The sequence below is a fragment of the Cellulomonas sp. P4_B5_2 genome, assembly GCF_056402235.1.
The window spans coordinates 1-24,132 of record NZ_JBFUHU010000013.1 but is presented as its reverse complement, the minus strand read 5'-3'; the positions used below and the strand labels follow the sequence as shown (position 1 = coordinate 24,132).

Here is a 24,132-nt window from a genome sequence, read left to right as displayed (position 1 = left end):
TCGTCGTGGTGCCTAAACGTTTTGGCCGTTRACCCTCGTCCGGCCGCCTGAGGACGATGCGCGAGGCGCGTCGTGCCGGGGCCGCACCTAGGCGACGCCGGGGCCTCCCGCCGACCCCGCTGAGTCGACCGTCCCCAGTGCCGTGGAAGAGGACCCCATGCACCGCCCCAGAACCCGTGGTCGCGTCGCGATCGCGTGCACGACCGCCCTGACCGTCGCCGCCGGCCTGCTCGTCGCTCCGCTCGCCGGCGCCGCGACCGCCGCCGACCCGGCGTACAACTACGCCGAGGCCCTCCAGAAGTCGATGTTCTTCTACGAGGCGCAGCGTGCGGGCGACCTGCCGGCCGACAACCGCGTGAGCTGGCGGGGGGACTCGGCGCTGACCGACGGTGCCGACGTGGGCAAGGACCTCACGGGCGGCTGGTACGACGCGGGCGACCACGTGAAGTTCGGGCTCCCGATGGCGTTCAGCTCGACCATGCTCGCGTGGGGCGCCATCGCCGCCCCCGCCGGCTACACCAAGGCCGGGCAGCTGGACGAGCTCAAGAGCAACCTGCGCTGGGTCAACGACTACTTCATCAAGGCGCACACCGCGCCCAACGAGCTGTATGTGCAGGTGGGCGACGGCGAGGCGGACCACAAGTGGTGGGGCCCCGCCGAGGTCATGACGATGGCGCGTCCGTCGCACAAGATCAGCGCCTCGTGCCCGGGATCGGACGTCGCGGGCGAGACCGCGGCGTCGCTGGCGTCGGCCGCGATCGTCTTCAAGACCGACGACCCGGCGTACTCCGCCACGCTCCTGTCGCACGCCAAGCAGCTCTACGCGTTCGCGGACACCTACCGCGGCAAGTACTCCGACTGCGTGACGGCTGCGGCGGCGTACTACAAGTCGTGGTCGGGCTACCAGGACGAGCTCGTCTGGGGCGCCTACTGGCTCTACAAGGCGACCGGTGACGCCACCTACCTGGCCAAGGCGGAGGCGGAGTACACCAAGCTGAGCGTCGAGAACCAGACGACGACCCGGTCGTACAAGTGGACCGTCGCGTGGGACGACAAGGCCTACGCGATGTACCCGCTGCTGGCCATGGAGACCGGCAAGCAGCAGTACGTCGACGACGCCAACCGGTGGCTGGACTACTGGACCGTGGGCGTGAACGGCCAGCGGATCCCGTACTCGCCCGGTGGCCAGGCCGTCCTCGACTCGTGGGGCTCGCTGCGGTACGCGGCGAACACGTCGTTCGTCGCGCTGGTCTACTCCGACTGGCTGCCCGACGCCACGCGCAAGGCCCGGTACCACGACTTCGGCGTGCGCCAGATCAACTACGCGCTCGGCGACAACCCCCGCAAGAGCAGCTACGTGGTCGGCTTCGGCGCCAACCCGCCGCAGAACCCGCACCACCGCACCGCGCACGGCTCGTGGCTCGACTCGCTGACCGCACCGACCGCGACGCGGCACGTCCTGTACGGCGCACTCGTCGGCGGACCCAGCGGCGCCAACGACGCGTACACCGACCTGCGGTCCGACTACACCGCCAACGAGGTGGCCACCGACTACAACGCCGGCTTCTCGAGCGCGCTCGCGCGGCTGACGCAGGAGTACGGCGGCACCCCGCTGGCCGGCTTCCCCGTGGCGGAGCAGCCGGACGGCGACGAGATCTTTGTCGAGGCCATGCTCAACCAGCCTCCCGGTGGCACGTTCACCGAGGTCAAGGCCATGATCCGCAACCAGTCGGCCTTCCCCGCCCGGGCGCTCAAGAACGGCACCCTGCGGTACTGGTTCACCCTCGACGCCGGCGACTCGGCGGCGAACCTCACGCTCTCGGCCAACTACAGCGAGTGCGGCCCGCAGACCGCGAAGCCAGTGAGCGCGGGCGGCACGCTCTACTACGCCGAGCTCAGCTGCGTCGGTCAGAACATCCACCCCGGCGGCCAGTCGCAGCACCGCCGCGAGCTGCAGTTCCGGGTGACCGGTGGTTCCACGTGGAACGCGACCAACGACCCCTCGTTCGCGGCCCTCACCACCACTGCCCTGGCCAAGACGAAGGCGATCACGCTCTACGACGGCGGCCGGCTCATCTGGGGCACCGAGCCCACCGGGACGGTCACCGACACGACCGCGCCGACCGTGCCGGGCACACCGGCCGCGTCCGGCATCACGTCGACCGGCGCCTCGCTCGGCTGGACGGCCTCGACCGACGCCGGCAGCGGCGTGGCGGGCTACGACGTGTACCGGGTCCAGGGCACCACCTCGACCCTGGTCGCCTCGACGACCAGCACGTCGACGGTCCTTTCCGGCCTCACGCCGAGCACCGCGTACTCGTACGCCGTGCGGGCCAAGGACGTCGCGGGCAACGTGTCCGCCGCCTCCGCGGTCGGCACGTTCACGACGGCCGACCCGCCCGTCGAGGTCCAGCCGCCAGGAGCGCCCGGGACGCCGGTCGCGTCCGCGGTCACCGCGACGGGGGCCACCCTCACCTGGACCGCGGGCATCCCGGGGACGTACGCCCTGGCGGGGTACGACGTGTACCGGATCAGCGGGTCCACGTCGGCGCTCGTGGGCTCGACCACCGGGACCACGTTCGGGCTCACCGGTCTGACCGCCGGGGCTGCCTACACGTACGCGGTGCGGGCCAAGGACGTCGCCGGGAACGTGTCGGTCGCGTCCTCGTCCGTCACGTTCACCACCACGGCCGCGACAGACACCACCGCCCCGACCGTGCCCGGCACGCCGGTCGCCTCGGCGGTCACCCAGACCGGCGCCACCCTCGCCTGGGCGGCGTCGACCGACACCGGGAGCAGCGGTCTGGCCGGGTACGACGTGTACCGGGTCCAGGGATCGTCCTCGACCCTGGTGGCCTCGACCACCGCCGCATCGACGACGCTCGCCGGACTCACCGCGAGCACCGCGTACACCTACGCGGTGCGGGCCAAGGACGGCGCCGGCAACACGTCGGCGACCAGCCCGTCGGTGACCTTCACGACCCTGCCGACGACGACCGGCAGCAGCTGCGCCGTGGCGTACTCCGCCAACAGCTGGAACGTCGGCTTCACCGGGAGCGTCAAGGTCACCAACACGTCGACCACCCCGCTGACCTGGACCCTCGGGTTCACGTTCCCCTCCGGTCAGAAGGTGACGCAGGGGTGGAGCGCGACGTGGACCCAGACCGGGTCCGCCGTGACGGCCACGGGCCTCGGGTGGAACGCCACCCTCGCGCCCGGTGCCAGCACGGACATCGGGTTCAACGGGTCGCACACCGGTACCAACACGGCCCCGACCGCCTTCACGGTGAACGGGGTGGCCTGCACGGTCTCCTGACCTGCGGGACGACGACGGGCGCTCACCACGCTGACCGGGGTGGGCGCCCGTCGGCGTTGCCTGCGGCGCTCAGTCCGCGCTGTGCACCGGGCGGACGTGCTCGCCCATCTCGGCCAGCTGCGCCTTCATCTCGCCGACCGTCAGGGTGTGCGCGACCCGCGGGGAGTAGAGCATCGAGCTTGTGATCGCGCCCGTGGCGCCGATCCGGAACGCGTCCGCCACGTGGCTGACCAGCCCGGCCCCACCCGAGGCGATGACCGGCAGCGACACGGCCTCGGTGATCCGCTGCGTGATGTCCAGGTCGTACCCGGAGCCCGTGCCGTCGCGGTCGATGCTGTTCACCACGATCTCGCCGGCGCCCAGGTCCTGCCCTCGCTTGGCCCACTCGACCGCGTCCATGCCGGTGTAGGTGCGGGCGCCGTCGATGGCGATCTCGTACCCGCTGGGGATCGTCGCCGTCGGCTCCACGCGCTTGACCTGCATGCTCAGCACGATGCACTGGCGGCCGAACTCGACCGACCCCTGCGTGATGATCTGCGGGTTGCGCACCGCCATCGAGTCGATGCTGATCTTCTCCGCGCCGGCCCGGAGCACCTCGTGCATGTCCTCGAGGTGCCGGATCCCGCCGCCGACCGTGAGGGGCACGAACGTGCGGTGCGCTGCCTTGCGGACCATGGCCAGGTCGATCTGGCGCTTCTGGGCGCTGGCCATGATGTCGTAGATGACGATCTCGTCGACGTCCTCGTGGTACAGCCGGTCGGCCAGCTCGGCCGGGTCCCCCACGTCGATGTTGTCCTGGAACTGCTGGGCCTTGGTGACGCGGCCGTCCTTCACGTCGAAGCAGGCGATCAGCCGGTTAGCGAGCATCGAGATCCTTCACCTCGTTCATGTCGAGATCGCAGAACGCCTTGAGCACCTGCAGGCCGGCGCGCGCGCTCTTCTCGGTGTGGAACTGCGTCGCCATGATGTTCTTGTAGGCCACGGAGGCAGCGAATTCCTGGCCGTAGGTGGTGACGCCCACGAGGGTGGAATCGTCCGTCGGCTTCGCGTAGAAGGAATTCACGAAGTAATAGAACCCGCCCGGCGTGAATGCCCGCGAGAACGGGTGGTCCCCGCGGACGTCGACATTGTTCCAGCCCATGTGCGGGACCCGGACCTGGGACCTGTCGAACTCGTGCACCGACCCCTTGAGCCAGCCGAGGCACTCGACGTCGCCCTCGTCCGAGTGCTCGAACAGCACCTGCAGCCCGACGCAGACCCCGAGAAAGCCCTGACCATCGGCCAGAACCTTCTCCGACAGGTGGTCGATCCAGCCCTCCTGGGCCAATGACTCCATGGTCACGCCGGCCGCCCCGACCCCGGGGAGGATGTACCTGTCGACCTCGTCGCACTCGCCGGGCTTGGCCACCAGCGCGTGGGGGACACCGAGGTGCTCGAGCGCATAAGAAATGCTCTGCGAATTACCGGTGCGGTAGTCGATGATCCCGATCACTTGCCCAATCCTACACCGGACGCCTGTCTCATATGTCGGACGTCAGTCGAGGAACAGGGCCTTCAACCGCACGGTCGTGAACACCAGCCCGAGTCCGATCATGACCACGAAGTACGCCACGTGCGTGAGCATCGAGCCGTCGACCACCCCGAGCGTCAGCCCGCGCACCAGCTCCACCGCGTGCCACAGCGGGAGCGCCTTGATGAGCCCCTGGATCCAGCCCGGGTAGACCGTGATGGGGTAGAAGGTGGCCGAGAACAGGAACATCGGGAGCATCACGAAGTTGATCCAGTCCATCTGCTGGAAGGTCTTCATGTAGCTGGTCACGGCCATCCCGACGCTGGCGAACCCGAACGCGACGAGCAGCACGGCCGGCAGTGCGAGCGCCGCCGACCAGGCCAGGTTCAGGCCCATGACCTGCATGACCGTCAGGAATCCGAAGGCGTAGACGCCTCCGCGCAGGAGCGCGTAGGTGATCTCGCCGAACGCCACGTCGAGCGGACCGAGCGACGTCGCCAGCATCGCGTCGTACAGCTTGCCGAAGTGCATCTTGAAGAACACGTTCCACGTCGAGTCGTAGACCGCGCCGTTCATGGCGGACACCGCCAGCAGGGCCGGCGCGATGAAGGCCGCGTACGGCACCGAGGTCCCGTCGGGGAGCTCGACGTCGCCGATGAACGAGCCAAGCCCGAGGCCCATGGCGAGCAGGAAGAAGACCGGCTCGAAGAAGCCGGAGAGCACGATGATCCCGCTGGAGCTCTTGGTCGCCCTGAGGCCGCGCGCGACGACGGACCGCGCGTTGCGCGCGTACAGCGAGCTGATGGCGCTGCGGGTGGGCTCGTGGGTGGTCGTCGTCGTCATCCTGCTCGGAGCCTCCTCACGAAGGCCCGCCGGGCCATGACCCAGCCGGTGGCGGCGAGCACGAGCAGCACGGCCAGGTGCACCCACACGGGCCACGCGCCCGGCGGCGAGCCGTAGGACAGCGACCGCCCGATCTCGCTCGCGTGCCACAGCGGCGACACCCAGCCGATCCACTGCAGCCACACGGGCAGGGTGGTCAGCGGGAAGAACGTGCCGGAGAACAGGAACAGGGGCGTGAAGACGAACCGCTGCACCAGGGCGAACTGCCCCTTGTCCTCCGTCAGGCCCGCGGAGAACGCCATGACCGGCAGGCCGAACGCCAGACCCGCCAGCACGCCGACCAGGGGCATGAGCGCGCCGGTGACCGGATCGCCCACGGCCCCGAACGCGACGATCAGCAGGTAGTAGATGGTCGTGGTGAACAGCATGCGCAGGACGACCGACAGGACCAGCCCGGCGGCGATCTGCGGGGGTGCGATCGGCGAGGCGTTCATGCCCCAGAAGATCCGTCGCCACTTGAACCCGGCCATGATCACGAAGGTGAACTCGTCCATGGCCACGGTGACCGCGGCGGTCGCCAGGAGCGCCGGCGCGACGAACCACACGTAGTCCACGAGCCCGTCCGCGCCGGACGCGATCGGCTGGTCGAGGAACGCGGCCAGGCCCAGTCCGATGCCGAGCAGGTACAGCAAGGGGTTGCCGACGCTGCCGACCACGATGGTCCAGCCGTACGCCTTCATGCCGCGCAGCTGGTGCTCGGCGATGTACCAGGCCCCGAACCGCCGGGGCCTGACCGCGGCCTCGACCGCGGCGTCGGTGACTGTGGTGGTCATTCGATCAGGCTCCGCCCTGTGAGCCGCAGGAACACGTCCTCCAGGCTCGAGCGTCGCACGAGGGACGTGGTCGGGTGCAGACCCAGGTCGGTCACCCGCTCGAGCACCGCCTCGCCGTCGTCGGCGTACAGCAGCACCCGGTCCGGGAGCACCTCGATCCGCTCGACCAGACCGGCCATCCGCACGGCGGCCTCCGCGTTGCGGTCGGACCCGAAGCGCAGCTCGACCACCTCCCGCGTCGAGTACTGCCGGATCAGGGACGACGGGCTGCCCTCCGCCATGATCCGGCCCTTGTCCACCACCACCAGCCGGTCGCAGAGCTGCTCGGCCTCGTCCATGTAGTGCGTGGTGAGCACCAGGGTGGTGCCGCGCTCCTTCAGTCGGAACAACCGGTCCCAGAGCACGTGGCGCGCCTGCGGGTCGAGGCCGGTGGTCGGCTCGTCGAGCATGAGGATGCGCGGCTCGTTGATGAGCGCGCGGGCGATGGTCAGCCGGCGCTTCATGCCGCCCGACAGGTCGTCGACCTTGGCGTTCCGCTTCTCCTCCAGCTGCGCGAAGCCCAGCAGCTCGTCGGCCCGCGACGCGCACACCGCCCGCGGGATCCCGAAGTAGCGGCCGTACACGATGAGGTTGTCGCGCACCCGCAGCTCGGTGTCGAGGTTGTCCTCCTGCGGCACGACGCCCAGCAGCGAGCGGATCTCCGGCCCGTGCGTGTCGGGGTCGAGTCCGAGGACCGTCAGGTCGCCGGCCGTGCGCGACGACACGGCGCCGACCATCCGCATGGTGGTCGACTTGCCCGCTCCGTTGGGGCCCAGCAGGCCGAACGACTCGCCCGGGGGGACCTCGAAGTCGATGCCGTCGACGGCGGTGAAGTCGCCGAAGCGCTTGGTCAGGCCGTGGGCGGCGATCACGGGAGCGGTCACAGCGGACCAACCTAGACGAGCGGACCCACACGAGCCGAGTGCTTTCAGGTTGACCGGGGCAGCGGAGCGGGGAAGCCTGCGGCCATGGACGACCTCTGGCCGATCTCCGGGCTCCGTGTCCGCAGCGGCGACCTCGAGCTGCGGTACATGGACGACGAGCACCTGGCGGCGCTCGCGCGGCTCGCCGGCGAAGGCGTGCACGCGCCCGACGCGATGCCGTTCATGGTGCCGTGGACGCGCGGGACCCCGACCGAGGTGGCTCGGAGCGTCCTCGCGTACCAGTGGGGTGCGCGAGGAACCGTGTCGCCGGCGAAGTGGAACCTCGAGCTCGCGGTCGTGCGGGGCGGTGAGGTGGTCGGCACCCAGGCGGTGATGGCGAGCGAGTTCCTGGTCACCCGGACGGCGGAGACCGGTTCGTGGCTGGGTCGGCGCCACCAGGGCCAGGGCGTCGGCACCCGGATGCGGCTGATGATCCTGCACCTGCTGTTCGAGGGCTTCGACGGTGTGCGGGCGACCACCAGCGCGTTCGACGACAACGGCCCCTCGAACGGGGTCACCCGGCGGATCGGCTACGTCGAGAACGGCATCGAGATCGTTGCTCGCGAAGGTCAGCCCGCGGTCAGCCGGCGCTATCTGCTGGACCGGGCGACATGGGAGGCGCGGCCGGAAGAGCTCCGTCCCGACGTGACGTTCCTCGGCCTCGACGCCGCCCGGGAGCAGCTCGGCCTCTGAGTCAGCGGTCCTCCGCGTCGTGCACGTACCGGGCCACCTGCACGCGGTTGGTCACCTCGAGCTTGGTGAACAGGCTGCCCACGTGCGTCTTCACCGTGGCCACCCCCAGGTGCAGCGACCGGGCGATCTCGGTGTTGGTCAGCCCGCTGCTCACCGCGTCCGCGACCTCCCGCTCCCGGTCGGTGAGTCGCGCCAGGAGCGTCCTCGCCTTGCGCCGGCGCCCGTCGTCGGCCGGGCGCGTGACTGCGGCGATCAGCTGGCTGGTGACACTGGGCGACAGCATCGGCTCGCCGAGCGCCACGCGCTGCACGGCGACGACCAGATCGGCCGGTGGGGTGTCCTTGAGCAGGAACCCGGCGGCGCCCAGCTGCAGCGCGGTGAGCACCATCTCGTCGGTGTCGAACGTGGTCAGGACGATGATCCGTGCCGTGGTGCCTCGTTCACGCAGCCGTCGGGTGGCGGCCAGGCCGTCCATCCGCGGCATCCGGATGTCCATGAGCACCACGTCGGGGAGCTCGCGCGCGACGACGTCCAGCGCCTCCTGACCGTCGGCCGCCTCACCGACCACCTCGAGGTCCGGTGCCCCGCCCAGGATCATGCGTAGACCGGCGCGCACCAGCGCGTCGTCGTCGACCACGACCACCCTCACGCCGGCCACGGCAGCCTCGCTTCCACGACGAACGCCCCGTCCGGTCCGATCCCGTGATCGAGCTCGCCCCCAGCCAGCTCGGCGCGCTCCTCCAGCCCGGCCAGCCCCACCCCGCCGCGCTGCCCGCCGGGCGGTGTCCGGACCGGGTTGCGGATCGCGATCTCGAGCTGGGCGCCGGGTCCGCCGGCCAGCCGGACGCTCACCGGCTCGCCGGGTGCGTGCTTGCGGGCATTGGTCAGGGCCTCCTGGACGATCCGGAACGACGTGCGGGACAGGGTCTGCGGCTGGGGCTCCTCGACGAGCCCGCTGGTGTCGAGGTCGACGTCGGAACCGGCCTCGCGCGCGTCGGCCAATAGCGCGGGCAGCTCCGCGAGGGTGGGCTGCGGGGGCTCGATGCCCTCGGCACCCGCGCCGGCCCGGAGGACTCCCAGCACCTGCCGGAGCTCGCTGAGGGCCAGGGCGGCGTTCGACTGGATCGTCTGCGCCGTCTCGCGCGTCTCCTCGCGGGTCAGGTCGTCGCGGTACGCCAGGGCGCCCGCGTGCAGGGCGACCAGCGAGATCCGGTGCGCGAGCACGTCGTGCATCTCCCGCGCGATCCGGGTGCGCTCGGCGTCGCGGGACCGCTCCGTGGCCAGCTCCCGCTCGCGCTCGGCCGTCGCCACCTGCTCGCGCAGCGACGCCACCAGCTCCCGCCGGGTCCCGATGTAGTAGCCGGTCGCGACGACCGCCGCGAGGTACGAGATACCCACGAGGAGCCCGACGAGCACGAGGTAGCCGCTGTTGTCCCGGTCGGGGAAGGCCGCGCGGTAGAACAGCTCGGACGCCAGTCCCGTCACGAGCGCCGTCGCACCGGCCGCGACCACCCAGCCGCGCCGGCGCCAGGTGGCCAGCGAGACCAGCGCGATCGTCGCCGCGCCGACGCTCGCCGAGGAGACGGTCGTCGCGAGGAGGATCAGCAGGGCGACCGGCAGGGGGTACCGGCGACGCAGCGCGAGCAGGCAGGTCGTCATCACGCCCAGTGCCAGGTCCACCACGAGGAGCGTCCCGGCGACGTTCTCCGCCGCCTCGGGCGAGACCGACAGGTGCTCGGCGGCGGTCACGCCCCAGGCGGCCAGCCCGACACCCGCCGCCACCAGGTACCGCCACACGCTCGACCACGTGGACAGCGCGGGCTGCGGCTGCGGCGGCAGGTCGGGGTCGAGGGCCATGACGGCAGCCTAGGCAGCGTGCGCGACGACCTCGCCCACCTTCAGGCCGGACCGCCTCCACCGTCCGGTGGACCCGGTCGCGGACGGCCCCGAGCCCGGCGCGTAGTGTCCGGATCGTGCGCTCGTCAAGGACCCCGCTGCGTGGCGCCTCGGTCACGGCTCTGCTCGTCCTGCTCGCGTCGTGCTCGCCGGTCGAGGGGCAGCGTGGGCCCCGGCCCATCGTCGCGTGGTCGGTCTCGGGAGACGTGCTCCAGCTGGTGGTCGACACGTGTCACGGCGACCCGCGGGCGACCGTCGAGGAGACCGACGACGAGGTGACCGTCACGGTCGTCTCGACGCGGCACGACCCCGGTGACGCGTGCCAGGACGTGGTCGAGGTGACGCTCAGGGAGCCGCTAGGCAGCCGGACGTTGATCGACGGGTTGTCGGGGCAGGAGCCGGAGCCCGTCGAGGGCTGAACGGGCGCGACGCCGCTACGCGTCGACGGTGGCGACCGGCTGCCGCAGGATCGTGCGCATCTTCTCGGGCGCGACCCTGCGGCGGTCGCTGAGGTAGATCTCGTGGTGCGTCCCCGTCATCCGCAGCCCACTGTCGGGGATGAACTCGTGGTGCAGCTGCGCCAGCACGGGGGCCTCGTCGTCGTAGGAGCCGACGTGCAGCGTCTGCACGCACCGGCCTTCCGACAAGGTCTCCAGCCGGACGTCGTCGAGACGCGCGGGGCGGTCCTTCTTGGCCCGGACCTGCTCGGCGGCGGCGGAGTACCGGTCATGGTCGATCCAGTCCGGGACCATCAGCAGCAGCGTCCAGTCCCACCGGGACTTGTCCCGCGCCACCGTGAACGAGTCCATGTCGTCGGCCCGCCACAGGCCCTCCAGCGGCGGCACCACGTAGTCGCGGCCGAGCTCCCGCTTGCTGGCGAACTTCAGCGTGTACGCCACCGGGTAGAGCGCGGCGACCGCCTCCGCGAACTCGGGCGCGGTGTTGGGGTCTCCGTGCCCGTCGATCATCAGGTACTGCATCTCCGGCACGTCCACGAGCCGGAACGTGCCCCGTTGCGCGCGGTAGCCGTCGAGCGTCTTCGTGAAGTCGGTCTTCTCAGACACGAGTGCCCCTGTCGACATGGTCGGCAGGGGCAGCGGTCACACTGGTGGAGCCAAGGGGACTCGAACCCCTAACCCCCTGCTTGCAAAGCAGGTGCGCTACCAATTGCGCCATGGCCCCGTTGCGCATCCCCGGGGCGGATCACTCGAACGTGTCGGTGACCTCTGCCCACAGGTCTCGCTCGTCGCGATCCTGCGCGTACTTCTGCCACACGACGAATCCGACGGCGGCGGCTACCGCCAGGAGCAGGAGCTTCTTCATCGGTTCCCCCACGGGTTTGGGAGTGGGCCTAACAGGACTTGAACCTGTGACCTCTTCCTTATCAGGGAAGCGCTCTAACCGTCTGAGCTATAGGCCCGTGCACTACGCGCGCCGCAGTGGCGCCGGATGAGACTACCCCAGCGCGGGGGCCGCGCCCAAACCGGCTCTCGTCACTCGTCCGTCATGGTCACGTGCACGCCGCCGACGAGCGCCGCCACGATGTTGTAGAGGAACGCGCCGATGGTCGCGAGGGCCGTGAGCAACAAGACGTCGATCACCGCGATGAGCGTGGCGCCGGAGATGATCCGCTGGAACTCGACGTACTGCAGGATGTCGATCCCGCTCTCCGTACCGGTGATCTGGGTGACCAGGTCGTTCGCCTTGGTGAACACCTGGAGCCCGTTCAGCGTGAACCAGACGACGGCCGCACCCACGACGATCATCACGCCGATGGCCACGGACAGCAGGAACGACAGCTTCATCACGGACCACGGGTCGACGCGGGAGATCGCCAGCCGGACCCGGCGCGGGGCGCCGTGGGGACCGACAGCGGGGATGCGTCCCGTGGTCGGCCGCGCGCCGGTGAGGTTGTCGGACGCGGTTGCCGGCCGGGGGGCCGTGGTGCTGGCCGCCGGGGCAGCTGCCGGGGTGGTCGTCATGGTCGGTTCCTTGGTACGGGGTCGAGTGGCCGCGGCTATCGCTGCGGACGTCGCGACGCCGGCCTTCTTCAGCCAGACGGTGGCGGTGTCCACCGCCACCATCATCGGGGACGGAGGGTCGTGCTCGTCGCCGACTGCCGGTGCGGAGGTGTCACGATCCTGTGGAGATGTCGGGGTGGCCGGCGCGGTCTCCGTCTGCACGGAGCTCGTCTGGCGTTCCGGCGCCTCCGCCCGCGCCACCGGCGGCGACGACTTCGTCGGGGCGACCGTCGGGGGCATGACGCTGGCCGGCACGGTGAACGCGGTGGTGCCGTTGGAGCCGTTCAGCCCCGGCACGTGCGTCGCGGCGTCGTCGGTCGACGTGCCGTTCCACGCCGACGTCGATCCTGCGCGTGGCGCGGACGTCGTCGTGCGACCGGCGGTCGTCGGCGTCGTCGGTCGCTTGCGCGGCGGGATCGAGGGGGGCGTGGAATCGGTCATGCGTCCTCCGCTGACGGGTCGGTCACTGCCTGGTCGACGGGCGTCTCGGCGACACCGGGAGCGTCCGGGACGTCGGAAACCTGGCCATTCTCAGCGCCCACGGTACCCGGCTCCTCGGCGAGGTGTCGCTCAGTGTTCCGCGCGACCGCGATGATGCGGTCCCCGTTGTCGGGCTTGGCGAAGATAACGCCCTGCGTCGTGCGACCCGTGGCGTTCACCTCGGCCGTCGCCGAGCGCACGATCTTGCCGCGCTCCATGATGACGAGAACCTCGTCCTCGGGGTCCACCACGAGGGCGCCCACGAGGTCGCCGTTCGCCTCCGGGAGGTTGGCCACCTTGATACCCAGACCGCCGCGACCCTGCTGGCGGTAGTTCTCCACGGTGAGCGCGGTGCGCTTGGCGATGCCGCCCTCGGTCACGGTGAACAGGAACGCGTCCTCACGCACCACGTCCATGGCGAGCAGCTCGTCGTCTGCGCGGAACTTCATGCCCGTGACGCCCGAGGTGGCCCGGCCCATCGGGCGCAGCGACTCGTCGGAGGCGGTGAACCGCACCGACTGGCCCTTGCGGGACACCAGGATCAGGTCCTCGTCGGAGTCGACCAGGCGGGCCGAGACCAGCTCGTCGGGCAGGCCGTCCTCGTCCTCGCGCAGGTTGATCGCGATGACGCCGCCCGACCGGTTGGAGTCGTAGTCCGACAGGCGAGTCTTCTTCACCAGACCGCGCTGCGTGGCCAGGACCAGGTACTCGGCGTTGGTGTAGTCGCGGATGTCGAGCACCTGCGCGATCTTCTCGCCCGGCTGGAACGCGAGCAGGTTGGCCACGTGCTGGCCCTTGGCGTCCCGGCCGCCCTCCGGCAGCTCGTACGCCTTGGCCCGGTAGACGCGTCCGAGGTTGGTGAAGAACAGCAGCCAGTGGTGCGTCGTCGTGACGAAGAAGTGGTCGACCAGGTCGTCCTCGCGCAGCTGCGCGCCGCGCACGCCCTTGCCGCCGCGGCGCTGCGCCCGGTAGTTGTCCGACCGGGTCCGCTTGGCGTAGCCGCCGCGGGTGATGGTGACGACCATCTCCTCCTCGGCGATGAGGTCCTCGACGCTGACCTCGCCGTCGAACGGCAGGATCGTCGTGCGCCGCTCGTCGCCGTACTTCGCGACGATCTCGCCCAGCTCCTCGGAGACGATGTCCCGCTGGCGCTGCTCGGAGTCGAGGATCGCCTGGTACTCCGCGATCTCGGCCTCGAGCTTGGCGTACCGCTCGAGGATCTCCTGGCGCTGCAGCGCCGCAAGCCGGCGCAGCTGCAGGTTGAGGATCGCGTTGGCCTGGAGCTCGTCGATGTCGAGCATCGCCATCAGGCCGGCGCGCGCCTCGTCCGCGTCGGGGGAGCGGCGGATGAGCGCGATGACCTCGTCGAGCGCGTCGAGCGCCTTGAGGTAGCCGCGGTAGATGTGGATGTCGGCCTCGGCCTCGCGCAGCTTGTACGCGGTGCGACGGACGACGACCTCGAGCTGGTGGGTGACCCAGTGGCGCACGAACGCGTCGATGCTCAGCGTGCGCGGCACCTCGTCGACGAGCGCGAGCATGTTCGCGCCGAACGTCTCCTGCAGCTGCGTGTGCTTGTAGAGGTTGTTCAGCACGACCTTCGCGACGGCGTCGCGCTTGAGCACGATGACGAGGCGCTGGCCGGCGCGGCCCGACGTCTCGTCGCGCATGTCCGCGATGCCGGTCACCTTGTTCTCGCGGACCAGGTCCGCGATCTTCTTCGCCAGCGTGTCCGGGTTCACCTGGTACGGCAGCTCGGTGACGACGAGGCAGATCCGGCCCTGGATCTCCTCGACCTCCACGACCGCGCGCATGGTGATGGAGCCGCGACCGGTCCGGTACGCCTCCTCGATGCCCTTGTGCCCGAGGATCGTCGCGCCGGTGGGGAAGTCCGGGCCCTTGATCCGCAGCAGGAGGGCAGCGAGCAGCTCCTCCCGCGACGCCTCCGGGTGGTCGAGGTGCCACTGGACACCCTCGGCCACCTCGCGCAGGTTGTGCGGCGGGATGTTGGTGGCCATGCCGACCGCGATGCCCGCCGAGCCGTTGACCAGCAGGTTCGGGAACCGCGACGGCAGGACCGTGGGCTCCTGGGTGCGGCCGTCGTAGTTGTCCTGGAAGTCGACGGTGTCCTTGTCGATGTCCCGGACCATCTCCATGGACAGCGGGGCCATCTTGCACTCGGTGTACCGGGGTGCGGCCGCGGGGTCGTCGCCCGGGGAGCCGAAGTTGCCCTGCCCGGACACCAGCGGGTAGCGCAGCGACCAGTCCTGGACCAGTCGCACCAGGGCGTCGTAGATCGACGTGTCACCGTGCGGGTGGTACTTGCCCATGACGTCGCCGACGACGCGCGAGCACTTGGAGAACTGGCGGTCCGGCCGGTAGCCGCCGTCGTACATCGCGTAGAGCACGCGGCGGTGCACCGGCTTGAGGCCGTCGCGCACGTCCGGCAGGGCGCGGCCGACGATGACGGACATGGCGTAGTCGAGGTACGACCGCTGCATCTCCAGCTGCAGGTCGACCTGCTCGATGTTGCCGTGCTCGATCTCGTTGCCGGTGGTCTCGCTCAACGGGGTTCCTTACTTCGGTTGCGTACGTGGGTGTAGGCCGGACGTCTCCGATCAGACGTCGAGGAACCGCACGTCCTTCGCGTTGCGCTGGATGAACGAGCGGCGGGACTCGACGTCCTCGCCCATGAGGACCGAGAAGATCTCGTCGGCCGCGGCGGCCTCGTCGAGCGTGACCTGCAGGAGGGTGCGGTGCTCGGGCGACATGGTCGTCTCCCACAGCTCCTGGTAGTCCATCTCGCCCAGACCCTTGTACCGCTGGACCGAGTTGTCCTTGGGCAGCCGCTTGCCGGCCGCCTGGCCGTCGGTGATGAAGACGTCCCGCTCACGGTCCGAGTACACGTAGTCGTGCTCGGCGTTGGCCCACTTGATCCGGTACAGCGGCGGCTGCGCGAGGTACACGTGGCCGTGCGTGATGAGGTTCGGCATGTAGCGGAACAGGAGGGTGAGCAGCAGGGTGCGGATGTGCTGACCGTCGACGTCGGCGTCGGCCATGATCACGATCTTGTGGTACCTCAGCTTGGACAGGTCGAAGTCCTCGCCGATGCCGGTGCCGAACGCCGTGATCAGCGCCTGGACCTCCTGGTTGCCCAGGGCGCGGTCCAGGCGGGCGCGCTCGACGTTGAGGATCTTGCCGCGGATGGGCAGGATCGCCTGCGTGCGGGGGTTGCGGCCGCGCACCGCCGAGCCGCCGGCCGAGTCGCCCTCGACGATGAAGATCTCGCACTCCTCCGCGCGGTTCGACTGGCAGTCGCGCAGCTTGCCCGGCATGCCGCCCGACTCCAGCAGACCCTTGCGGCGGGTGGCCTCGCGCGCCTTGCGGGCAGCCATGCGGGCGGCCGCGGCCTGGATCGACTTGCGGATGACGTCCCGCGCCTCGTTCGGGTGCGAGTCCAGCCAGTCGCCGAGCTGCTCGTTGACCACGCGCTGCACGAACGTCTTGRCCTCGGTGTTGCCGAGCTTGGTCTTGGTCTGGCCCTCGAACTGCGGCTCGCCCAGCTTGATGGAGATGACCGCCGTGAGGCCCTCGCGGATGTCGTCGCCCGTGAGGTTCTCGTCCTTGTCCTTGAGGATGCCCTTCTCGCGCGCGTAGCGGTTGATCAGCGAGGTCATCGCCGCACGGAAGCCCTCCTCGTGCGTGCCGCCCTCGGTGGTCGAGATCGTGTTGGCGTACGTGTGCACCGACTCGGAGTACGCGTTGGTCCACTGCATGGCGATCTCGACGGCGATCCGGCGCTCGGTGTCCTCGGACTCGAAGTCGATGATCTCCGGGTGGACGACCTCCACCTTCTTGGCGCCGTTCAGGTGCTTGACGTAGTCGACCAGGCCGTCGTCGTACTTGTAGGTGACGGTCCGCGCGGCCGGCGCTCCGCCCTCGTCCTCGGGCTCCTCGCCGCCGACGACCTCGTCGCCGGTGTCCAGGTGCGCCGGACGCTCGTCGGTGAGCGTGATCTGCAGGCCCTTGTTGAGGAACGCGTACTGCTGGAAGCGCGCGCGCAGCGTCTCGAAGTCGTACTCGGTGGTCTCGAAGATGGCCGGGTCCGCCCAGAACGTCTGCGTGGTGCCGGACTCGTCGGTCGCCTCGCGCTTCTGCAGCTCACCGAGCGGCTTGCCTCCGTCGGCGAAGTCCTGCTGCCACACGAACCCGTCGCGCTTGACCACGGTCTCGACGCGGGTGGAGAGCGCGTTCACCACAGAGATGCCGACGCCGTGCAGACCGCCGGAGACCGCGTAGCCCGCGCCGCCGAACTTTCCGCCGGCGTGCAGGATCGTCATGACGACCTCGACCGTCGGACGGCCCTCGGTCGGGTGGATGGCGACCGGGATGCCACGTCCGTTGTCCACCACGCGCACGCCGCCGTCGGGCAGCAGCGTGATCTCGATGTGGTCGCAGTAGCCGGCCAGCGCCTCGTCGACGGAGTTGTCGACGACCTCGGTGACCAGGTGGTGCAGACCACGGGCACCGGTGGAGCCGATGTACATGCCGGGGCGCTTGCGCACCGCCTCGAGGCCTTCGAGCACCGTGATCGCGGAGGCGTCGTACCCGCCGTTGCCGCTCTTGATGGTGCTGGACGGGGTGGTGCTCTGCTCAGCCACGGGCGGTGGTGCTCCTCAAGCTCTCACACGCGACGGAGCGCGCCGACCGAACTTCGCYGGGTCGGATCACTCCATGACGCTGGAGTTCCGGGCACAGATGCGCCAGGAATGACCTTCACAGTCTACCTGGTGGACGGGCTCAGACCCTCTTTTCCCACAGGGGTCGGCCGAGCTCTTCGGCAGTCAGCGGAACGTGTCGCGCTCCCCGCGGCCCGCCACGCGCTTCGGACCGGTCTTGAACCGGGGTCCGCCGGGGTTCAGCACCGTGATCTCCAGGACGATCCCGTCGCCCAGATCGGCCGCGAACCGGCCCAGCATGGCCGGGGCCAGGAACTTCAGCTGCGTGGCCCACGACGTCGAGTGCGCGCGGAGCGTCAGCGCCCCGCCCTCGAACGACACGTACTCGCAGTGTTCGGCCACCTGCGGGCCGACGAGCTCCGCCCACCGGTGCTTGAGCACGCCCGCCACCTGGTCCGACGTCCCGCCGAGCTGGTCGAGCAGGCCGCTGACCGTCGAGCCGATGAGCTGCGGGTCCCGCGCACCCGGGCCCGCCGTGCCGACCGCCACCTGGACCAGAGGGCGTCGTCGAGCCGGGTCCCCAGGCCGGAACCCGCGCTGTGCCGCGGCGGCCTTCGCGCGGCCCAGTGCTCCGAGAGCCACCTGGCGCGGGGGTGTCAGGTCCACCAGGTCATGCAGCGGGGTGCCGTCCAGTGGCCGGGGCTTGGGGAACAGGCTGTCGTCAGAGGACACGGGCCACCTCGCCGCCCATGACGTCCACACGTGCGCCGGCCAGCGGTGCGGGCACGTCCTCCGCGACCGCCGCGGTGATGAGCACCTGCCGCGCCGGGGCGACCAGCTCCGCCAGCCGGTCCCGCCGGCGCGCATCGAGCTCGGCGAACACGTCGTCGAGGATGAGCACGGGCTCGCCGTCGGGGCCCCAGTCACCGCCGACGCCTTCATCGCCCCTGGTCAGAAGCTCGTACGACGCCAGGCGTAGTGCGAGCGCGAACGACCAGGACTCCCCGTGGCTCGCGTACCCCTTGGCCGGCAGGCCTCCGAGCGTGAGGACGAGGTCGTCGCGGTGCGGTCCGACGAGGCTGACCCCCCGCTCGATCTCCTTGCTGCGCAGCCGACCGATCGCCTCCAGCAGCTGCGCCTCCACCAGGTCCGCCGACGCCGTCTCGTCGGTGCTCTCGAGGACCGTGTCGAGCGAGGCCTTGTAGGTGACGATGGCATCGCCCTGACCCGCACTGACCTGCGCGTACGCCCGCTCGATGTGCGGTGCCAGGGCGCGGACCAGGTGGCGCCGGGCGACGATGATCTGCGCGCCGGTCTGCGCGAGCTTGGCATCCCACACGTCCAGCGTGCGCAGGTCCGCACCGGCACCGCGACGCGCCACTGCGGCCGACTTCAGCAGGGCCGACCGCTGCCGCAGCACCCGGTCGTAGTCCGCGACCGTCCCCGCGACCCGTGGCGTCAGCTGCACCAGCAGGTCGTCGAGGAACCGGCGTCGGCCATCGGGATCGCCCTTGACCAGCGACAGGTCCTCCGGCGCGAACAGGACCGTCCGCAGGATGCCGAGCACGTCGCGAGCCCGGGTGGGTGAGCCCCCGTTGACCCGCGCGCGGTTGGCCTTCCCCGGCGTGACCTCGATCTCGACGAGGGTCGACCGCGGCCGGCCCGGCTCCAGCTCGCGGACCACCTTCGCCCGGACGACCGCCCGGGTGGTGCCGGCGCGCACCAGGGCGGCATCCGTCGGGACGCGGTGGCTGCCCAGCGTGGCGACGTAGCCCAACGCCTCGACCAGGTTGGTCTTGCCCTGGCCGTTGGGCCCGACGAGCGCGGTGATGCCGGGCTCCAGCGGGAGCTCGACCTGCGCGTACGAGCGGAAGTCCGTCAGGGAGAGGTGCGCGACGTACATCGTCGGTTCAGGCGGGCGGTGCGGGTGGGGCGCCCGCCGGCTTCACGGCGTGGCCGCCGAACTGCTGGCGCAGAGCGGCGACGGCCTTCATCGCCGGGGACTCCTCCTGGCGGGACGCGAAGCGCGCGAACAGTGACGCCGAGATCACCGGAGCCGGCACCGCGAGGTCGATCGCCTCGTCGACGGTCCAGCGACCCTCGCCGGAGTCCTCGACCCAGTCGTCGATCTCGCCCAGGCCCGGGTCCTGCTCGAGCGCCTTGACCAGCAGCTCGAGCAGCCAGGAGCGCACGACCGTCCCCCGCTGCCACGCGCGCATCGTCCCGTGCACGTCCGTGACCAGGTCCTTTGCCGCCAGCAGCTCGTACCCCTCGGCATAGGCCTGCATCAGCCCGTACTCGATCCCGTTGTGCACCATCTTGGCGAAGTGACCAGCACCGACCTTGCCCGCGTGCACAAAACCCTCGGCGCGCGGACCCTCCGGCCGTAGCGCGTCGAACACCGGCATGACGGTCGCGACGAGCTTCTCGTCCCCGCCGACCATGAGTCCGTAGCCGTTCTCGAGCCCCCAGACACCGCCGGACACCCCGGCGTCGAGGAAGCCGACACCCGTCGCCGCCAGCAGGTCCGCGTGCGGCTGGTCGTCCTGGTAGTACGAGTTCCCACCGTCGATGACGATGTCACCGGCCGTCAGCAACCCGGCCAGGTCGTGCACCACCGCGTCGGTGATCTCACCCGAGGGCACCATCACCCAGACGACACGCTCGCCCGCGGGGAGCGACTCGACCAGCGCCTCGAGCGACGGGACATCGGTGACGTCAGGGTTCCGGTCGTACCCGGTGACCTCGATGCCTGCTGCCCGGATGCGCGAGCGCATGTTCGCGCCCATCTTGCCCAGACCGACCAGACCGATGTGCATGGCGTGCCTCTCTCGTCGCGACCGCGTCTCACTCTGCCGCAGGACGCGACGGTGCGCCGATCAGCTGGCGAAACGGATCGGCACCAGCAGGTACCGGTACTCCGGGTTGTCCTCGCCGTCCAGCGTCTCCTGGCCGGTGAACTCCACGGGCTTGTTGGGGTGCGTGAACGACAGCCGGACGAACGTCGTGCTCAGCGCGCCGAGCCCGTCGAGCAGGAACTGCGGGTTGAACGCCACCGAGATGTCGTCGCCCACGAGCGTGGCCTCGAGGGCCTCGGACGCCTGCGCGTCGTCGCCCTGGCCGGCGTCGAGCACGACCTGACCCTCGCTGAACGACAGGCGGATCGGGGTGTTGCGCTCGGCGACCAGGCTGACGCGCTTGGCCGCGTCCGCGAGGGCGTGCGTGCTGACGATCGCGTGGATGGGCGTCTCGTCCGGGAACAGCCGGCGGACCGCGGGGTAGTCCCCGTCGACCAGGAGGCTCGTGGTCTGGCGGCCGGCGGCCTCGAACCCGATCATGTCGACGCCCGAGCCCGTGGACAGCGCCACGGTGACCGAACCGGCGCTGCCGAGCGACTTCGCGGCGTCCGACAGCGTGCGCGCCCGGACGAGCGCGACGGTCGAGATGTCCGGCGACGACGGCTTCCAGGTGAGCTCGCGCAGGGCGAGCCGGTAGCGGTCGGTGGCCAGCAGGGTGACCTTCTCGCCCTCGATCTCGACGCGCACGCCCGTGAGCAGGGGCAACGTGTCGTCCCGGCTCGCGGCGACGGACACCTGGGCGACCGCGTGCGTGAGCTCGTCGCCGTCGACGGTGCCGGTGGTCGGCGGCATCACCGGGAGGTTCGGGTAGTCCTCGACCGGCATCGTCAGGAGCGTGAACCGGCTGGCTCCGCAGGTCACGACCACCTTGGTGCCCTCGAGCACCACGTCGACCGGCTTGTCCGGCAGGGAGCGGGAGATCTCCGCGAGCAGGCGTCCCGAGACCAGCACGGAGCCGGCCTCGCTGACGTCCGCCGGGATCTGCGACCGCGCCGAGACCTCGTAGTCGAAGCTGGAGAGCTGGACCGTGCCCGTGGTGTCGGCCTCGAGCCGGACTCCCGCCAGGACAGGGACCGGCGGCCGGGTGGGCAGGCTGCGCGCCGTCCACGTGACGGCGTCCGCGAGCACGTCGCGGTCGACCCGGAACCTCATACCTCACCTCTCGTCGAGCTGGCCCGGCCGACGTCCCACCACGGTTGTGGGGAGTGCGGGCTGACAGGCATCAGGCGAACACTACGCGAGAGGTCGGACGCTCGGTACGGGCAGTCGGATGACAACAACAGCCGTGTTGTTCTCCGTGGGGTCTGGGGCCGGTCGGGGCCTTTGGCGGTGTGTGGATCCCCCTCATAGAGATGTCTCATCATCGTCATCGGTCCTGTGCATCATGTGGATGGTCGGTGTCCGTGCAGGTCAACCCTCGATCAGCCTGTGCACGCGAGCTGTGGGCCGAAACGGACTCTCCGTGGACGGGGGTGGACGGCTGTGGTCGGGCCGTTCTGCGTCCACCGATCAGGGCCCGCCCGTCCACACCGTGACGGGGGGTCATCCACCGTCATCCACAGGTGAGTGCACAGGTGTGGAGATTCGTCCCATGCATGTCTCATTCCGAGGGTGAAGGTTGAGGTCAAGAGCCTCGTATCGTTTCGATGGTGAGAGTTGTCTCATGGCATTTCGTGGGAATCGATCGTTTGTGAACGCCGGAGATGTCCCGTTGGCGGTATTTCCGCAGATCAGAGCGTTCCGGTTGTCGCCCGGAGCGACGGATGCGTCGTTCAGGTGAATGCCGTCACAAGCGTCCCCAGGTGCCTGTGGACGGCTGTGGATAACTAGGGCTGATCAGCCCCGGTTCTGCTGCTTGATCCGGTTGGTGAGCTCGGTCACCTGGTTGTAGATCGACCGGCGCTCGGCCATGAGCTCGCGGATCTTGCGGTTGGCGTGCATGACCGTGGTGTGGTCCCGGCCGCCGAACGCCTGGCCGATCTTGGGCAGCGACAGGTCGGTCAGCTCACGGCACAGGTACATGGCGATCTGGCGGGCCGTCACGAGCACCCGGGAGCGGCTCGAGCCGCACAGGTCGTCGATGCTCAGGCCGAAGTAGGCCGCCGTCTGCCCGATGACCTGGGTGGCGGTGATCTCGGTGGTCTGGTCGTCGGTGATGAGGTCCTTCAGGACGATCTCGGCGAGCGACAGGTCGACCTGCTGCCGGTTGAGGTTCGCGAACGCCGTCACCCGGATCAGGGCACCCTCGAGCTCACGGATGTTGGTCGAGATCTTGCTCGCGATGTACTCCAGGACGTCCGGCGGTGCCTCCAGGCGCTCGCTGCCGGCCTTCTTGCGCAGGATCGCGATGCGCGTCTCGAGGTCCGGCGGCTGCACGTCGGTGATGAGGCCCCACTCGAAGCGGGACCGCATCCGGTCCTCGAAACCGTTGAGCTGCTTGGGCGGCAGGTCGGAGGTGATCACAACCTGCTTGTTGGCGTTGTGCAGGGTGTTGAACGTGTGGAAGAACTCCTCCATCGTCTGTTCCTTGCCCTGCAGGAACTGGATGTCGTCGATGAGGAGGACGTCCACCTCGCGGTAGCGCCGCTGGAACGCGCCGGCCTTGCCCTCGCTGATGGAGTTGATGAAGTCGTTGGTGAACTCCTCGGAGTTCACGTAGCGCACGCGCACGCTGGGGTAAAGGTTCTGGGCGTAGTGGCCGATCGCGTGGAGCAGGTGCGTCTTGCCCAGACCCGAGTCGCCGTAGATGAACAGCGGGTTGTACGCCTTGGCCGGCGCCTCGGCGACAGCGACGGCGGCCGCGTGCGCGAACCGGTTGGAGCTGCCGATGACGAACGTCTCGAAGAGGTACTTCGGGTTGAGGCGCGCGGGCTCCGCGGGCTGACGGCGGTTCGGCCGGTCGTCGTTGCGGCCGGGGTACCGGCGGTCGCGTGCCGAGCTGCCGTGGTTCGGCTCCTCGTCGTCGTCGTCCTGGACGAGCGACAGGTCGGGTCGCGCCTCGCGTCGGGCGTCGGCCTCGTCGGCCTCGCGCGCGTCGTGCGACGGGCTGTAGGGCTCGTGGTCCGGTGCGGACGTGACGACCCGCAGGGCCGGCGGTGCGTCCTCCGCGAGCTCGGGGTCGACCGTGATGGCAAACCGGGCCTCGCGTCCGAGTGCGGTGCTCAGTGCGCCGGTGACCTCACCGCGGACGCGGGACTCGAGGTAGTCCTTGGTCAGGTCGTTGCCGACGGCGAGGAGAAGGGTCCCGTCGAGGAGACCGAGCGGACGGGCCAGCCGGACGAAGGCGATCTGGCGTGGCGTGATGTCCGGGCTCGACTCGAGGGTCGACACCACGTGCCCCCAGACCCGGGAGAGCTCTTCGTCCTGTGACACGTGCTACCTCGGTTGTTCGATCGCGTGGGTGGTCGAGTCTCGCATGACCGTACGTTGTCCACACAGTTGTCCACACCTGTGAGCAGATGGTCACGCGGGTTCCGTGGGCGCCGGTTCGCGACGAGGACGGTGCCGACAGCGCCGCTCTCCCACGTGTTGCGCGTCGTGCCGCACCTCTGTCCACCACGTCGTGGTCCACAGCCTGCGCACCCCTGGCAACGATGACCGATCGTAGTGGCAGCGGTGTCCGGGCGGCAGGGCGCGAGCGGGTGACTGTGGCAAGATCGAACCGGCGCGTCGCGTGCATTTGACCGGCCAGTACGGCGGGAAGTACGGTATTGCAGCCTTCTCGATGGCTCCTGCTGGCGCGCCCTGACGCCGCACGCACGCGATGCGTGTCCTGGGAGCATCGATCCTGGCAGCCTGAACCTGGTCGCGCGGCACATGCGAGGCCCACCCGATGTAGTTGGAGACTCTCGTGACCAAGCGCACCTTCCAGCCGAACAACCGGCGCCGGGCCAAGACCCACGGCTTCCGCCTGCGCATGCGCACGCGTGCCGGCCGCGCGATCCTGGCGGCTCGTCGTCGCAAGGGCCGCGCGGAGCTCTCGGCCTGACATCACCGTCGGTGCTGTCCGCCGCGCACCGGATGCGCCGCGCTGCCGACTTCGAG

General features: G+C 70.0%; 21 protein-coding genes and 2 tRNA genes. 4 read left to right on the top strand and 19 right to left on the bottom strand.

Annotated features, from left to right (window positions below):
• Positions 1 to 157: 157 nt before the first annotated feature.
• Positions 158 to 3,316: a glycoside hydrolase family 9 protein gene (locus AC1DUQ_RS01895; RefSeq protein ID WP_477059596.1), complete on the top strand. Its 3,159-nt coding sequence runs from the start codon at positions 158 to 160 to the stop codon at positions 3,314 to 3,316.
• 69 nt (positions 3,317 to 3,385) lie between these two features.
• On the opposite strand, the gene hisF is transcribed toward AC1DUQ_RS01895, so the two are convergent.
• The 5 genes from hisF to AC1DUQ_RS01870 are packed head-to-tail and all read right to left on the bottom strand — an operon-like array spanning position 3,386 to position 7,425.
• Positions 3,386 to 4,183, bottom strand: a complete 798-nt coding sequence (hisF, locus tag AC1DUQ_RS01890) for an imidazole glycerol phosphate synthase subunit HisF (protein WP_477059595.1) — start codon at positions 4,181 to 4,183, stop codon at positions 3,386 to 3,388.
• Positions 4,173 to 4,808 (bottom strand): imidazole glycerol phosphate synthase subunit HisH, encoded by a 636-nt coding sequence (gene hisH, locus AC1DUQ_RS01885; protein ID WP_477059594.1) that lies wholly within the window; start codon positions 4,806 to 4,808, stop codon positions 4,173 to 4,175. The genes hisF and hisH overlap by 11 nt, the downstream gene beginning before the upstream one ends.
• A 42-nt stretch (positions 4,809 to 4,850) precedes the next feature.
• Positions 4,851 to 5,669, bottom strand: a complete 819-nt coding sequence (locus tag AC1DUQ_RS01880; protein ID WP_477059593.1) for an ABC transporter permease — start codon at positions 5,667 to 5,669, stop codon at positions 4,851 to 4,853.
• Positions 5,666 to 6,502 (bottom strand): ABC transporter permease, encoded by an 837-nt coding sequence (locus AC1DUQ_RS01875; RefSeq protein ID WP_477059592.1) that lies wholly within the window; start codon positions 6,500 to 6,502, stop codon positions 5,666 to 5,668. The genes AC1DUQ_RS01880 and AC1DUQ_RS01875 overlap by 4 nt, the downstream gene beginning before the upstream one ends.
• Entirely contained in the window at positions 6,499 to 7,425 is a 927-nt protein-coding gene (locus AC1DUQ_RS01870; RefSeq protein ID WP_477059591.1) for an ABC transporter ATP-binding protein, read from the bottom strand. Before AC1DUQ_RS01870 ends, AC1DUQ_RS01875 begins: the two co-directional genes overlap by 4 nt.
• An 84-nt stretch (positions 7,426 to 7,509) precedes the next feature.
• Between AC1DUQ_RS01870 and AC1DUQ_RS01865 the strand changes: the two genes are divergently transcribed.
• Positions 7,510 to 8,157: a GNAT family N-acetyltransferase gene (locus AC1DUQ_RS01865; RefSeq protein ID WP_477059590.1), complete on the top strand. Its 648-nt coding sequence runs from the start codon at positions 7,510 to 7,512 to the stop codon at positions 8,155 to 8,157.
• A 1-nt stretch (position 8,158) separates the two neighbouring features.
• On the opposite strand, the gene AC1DUQ_RS01860 is transcribed toward AC1DUQ_RS01865, so the two are convergent.
• Positions 8,159 to 8,806 carry a response regulator gene (locus tag AC1DUQ_RS01860; protein ID WP_477059589.1) on the bottom strand — a complete coding sequence of 216 codons (648 nt, stop codon included), beginning with the start codon at positions 8,804 to 8,806 and terminating at the stop codon, positions 8,159 to 8,161.
• The gene (locus AC1DUQ_RS01855) at positions 8,803 to 10,014 is read right to left on the bottom strand and encodes a sensor histidine kinase (RefSeq protein ID WP_477059588.1); all 1,212 of its coding nucleotides are present in this window, start codon (positions 10,012 to 10,014) and stop codon (positions 8,803 to 8,805) included. Before AC1DUQ_RS01855 ends, AC1DUQ_RS01860 begins: the two co-directional genes overlap by 4 nt.
• 116 nt (positions 10,015 to 10,130) lie before the next feature.
• Between AC1DUQ_RS01855 and AC1DUQ_RS01850 the strand changes: the two genes are divergently transcribed.
• The gene (locus tag AC1DUQ_RS01850; RefSeq protein ID WP_477059587.1) at positions 10,131 to 10,472 is read left to right on the top strand and encodes a hypothetical protein; all 342 of its coding nucleotides are present in this window, start codon (positions 10,131 to 10,133) and stop codon (positions 10,470 to 10,472) included.
• A 15-nt stretch (positions 10,473 to 10,487) separates the two neighbouring features.
• Here the strand turns inward: AC1DUQ_RS01850 and AC1DUQ_RS01845 are convergent, their stop codons facing one another.
• The 12 genes from AC1DUQ_RS01845 to dnaA all read right to left on the bottom strand — a co-directional run bounded on the left by AC1DUQ_RS01845 (position 10,488) and on the right by dnaA (position 23,460).
• Entirely contained in the window at positions 10,488 to 11,135 is a 648-nt protein-coding gene (locus AC1DUQ_RS01845; protein WP_477059586.1) for a GyrI-like domain-containing protein, read from the bottom strand.
• A gap of 24 nt (positions 11,136 to 11,159) precedes the next feature.
• Positions 11,160 to 11,235, bottom strand: a tRNA-Ala gene (locus tag AC1DUQ_RS01840).
• Between the two features lie 21 nt (positions 11,236 to 11,256).
• Positions 11,257 to 11,376 (bottom strand): DLW-39 family protein, encoded by a 120-nt coding sequence (locus tag AC1DUQ_RS01835; RefSeq protein WP_477073322.1) that lies wholly within the window; start codon positions 11,374 to 11,376, stop codon positions 11,257 to 11,259.
• A gap of 23 nt (positions 11,377 to 11,399) precedes the next feature.
• Positions 11,400 to 11,473: transfer RNA gene (locus AC1DUQ_RS01830), tRNA-Ile, on the bottom strand.
• A gap of 73 nt (positions 11,474 to 11,546) precedes the next feature.
• The gene (locus AC1DUQ_RS01825; protein ID WP_477073321.1) at positions 11,547 to 12,515 is read right to left on the bottom strand and encodes a DUF3566 domain-containing protein; all 969 of its coding nucleotides are present in this window, start codon (positions 12,513 to 12,515) and stop codon (positions 11,547 to 11,549) included.
• Complete coding sequence (gyrA, locus tag AC1DUQ_RS01820) at positions 12,512 to 15,118, bottom strand: DNA gyrase subunit A (protein ID WP_477059583.1); 2,607 nt, start codon at positions 15,116 to 15,118, stop codon at positions 12,512 to 12,514. The genes AC1DUQ_RS01825 and gyrA overlap by 4 nt, the downstream gene beginning before the upstream one ends.
• A 51-nt stretch (positions 15,119 to 15,169) precedes the next feature.
• Positions 15,170 to 17,212, bottom strand: coding sequence for a DNA topoisomerase (ATP-hydrolyzing) subunit B (gene gyrB, locus AC1DUQ_RS01815; RefSeq protein WP_477073320.1), 2,043 nt, complete (start codon positions 17,210 to 17,212; stop codon positions 15,170 to 15,172).
• A 183-nt stretch (positions 17,213 to 17,395) separates the two neighbouring features.
• A complete protein-coding gene (locus tag AC1DUQ_RS01810) occupies positions 17,396 to 17,962 on the bottom strand; it encodes a DciA family protein (protein WP_477059581.1) in 567 nt (188 codons plus the stop codon).
• A complete protein-coding gene (gene recF / locus AC1DUQ_RS01805; protein WP_477059580.1) occupies positions 17,952 to 19,133 on the bottom strand; it encodes a DNA replication/repair protein RecF in 1,182 nt (393 codons plus the stop codon). Before recF ends, AC1DUQ_RS01810 begins: the two co-directional genes overlap by 11 nt.
• 7 nt (positions 19,134 to 19,140) lie before the next feature.
• Positions 19,141 to 20,091 carry a phosphogluconate dehydrogenase (NAD(+)-dependent, decarboxylating) gene (gene gnd, locus AC1DUQ_RS01800; RefSeq protein WP_477060789.1) on the bottom strand — a complete coding sequence of 317 codons (951 nt, stop codon included), beginning with the start codon at positions 20,089 to 20,091 and terminating at the stop codon, positions 19,141 to 19,143.
• A gap of 18 nt (positions 20,092 to 20,109) precedes the next feature.
• Positions 20,110 to 21,240: a DNA polymerase III subunit beta gene (dnaN, locus tag AC1DUQ_RS01795; protein ID WP_056086230.1), complete on the bottom strand. Its 1,131-nt coding sequence runs from the start codon at positions 21,238 to 21,240 to the stop codon at positions 20,110 to 20,112.
• Between the two features lie 684 nt (positions 21,241 to 21,924).
• Positions 21,925 to 23,460, bottom strand: coding sequence for a chromosomal replication initiator protein DnaA (dnaA, locus tag AC1DUQ_RS01790; RefSeq protein WP_477073319.1), 1,536 nt, complete (start codon positions 23,458 to 23,460; stop codon positions 21,925 to 21,927).
• Positions 23,461 to 23,938: 478 nt separating this feature from the next.
• Between dnaA and rpmH the strand changes: the two genes are divergently transcribed.
• Complete coding sequence (gene rpmH, locus AC1DUQ_RS01785; RefSeq protein ID WP_043601468.1) at positions 23,939 to 24,076, top strand: 50S ribosomal protein L34; 138 nt, start codon at positions 23,939 to 23,941, stop codon at positions 24,074 to 24,076.
• Positions 24,077 to 24,132: the final 56 nt, after the last annotated feature.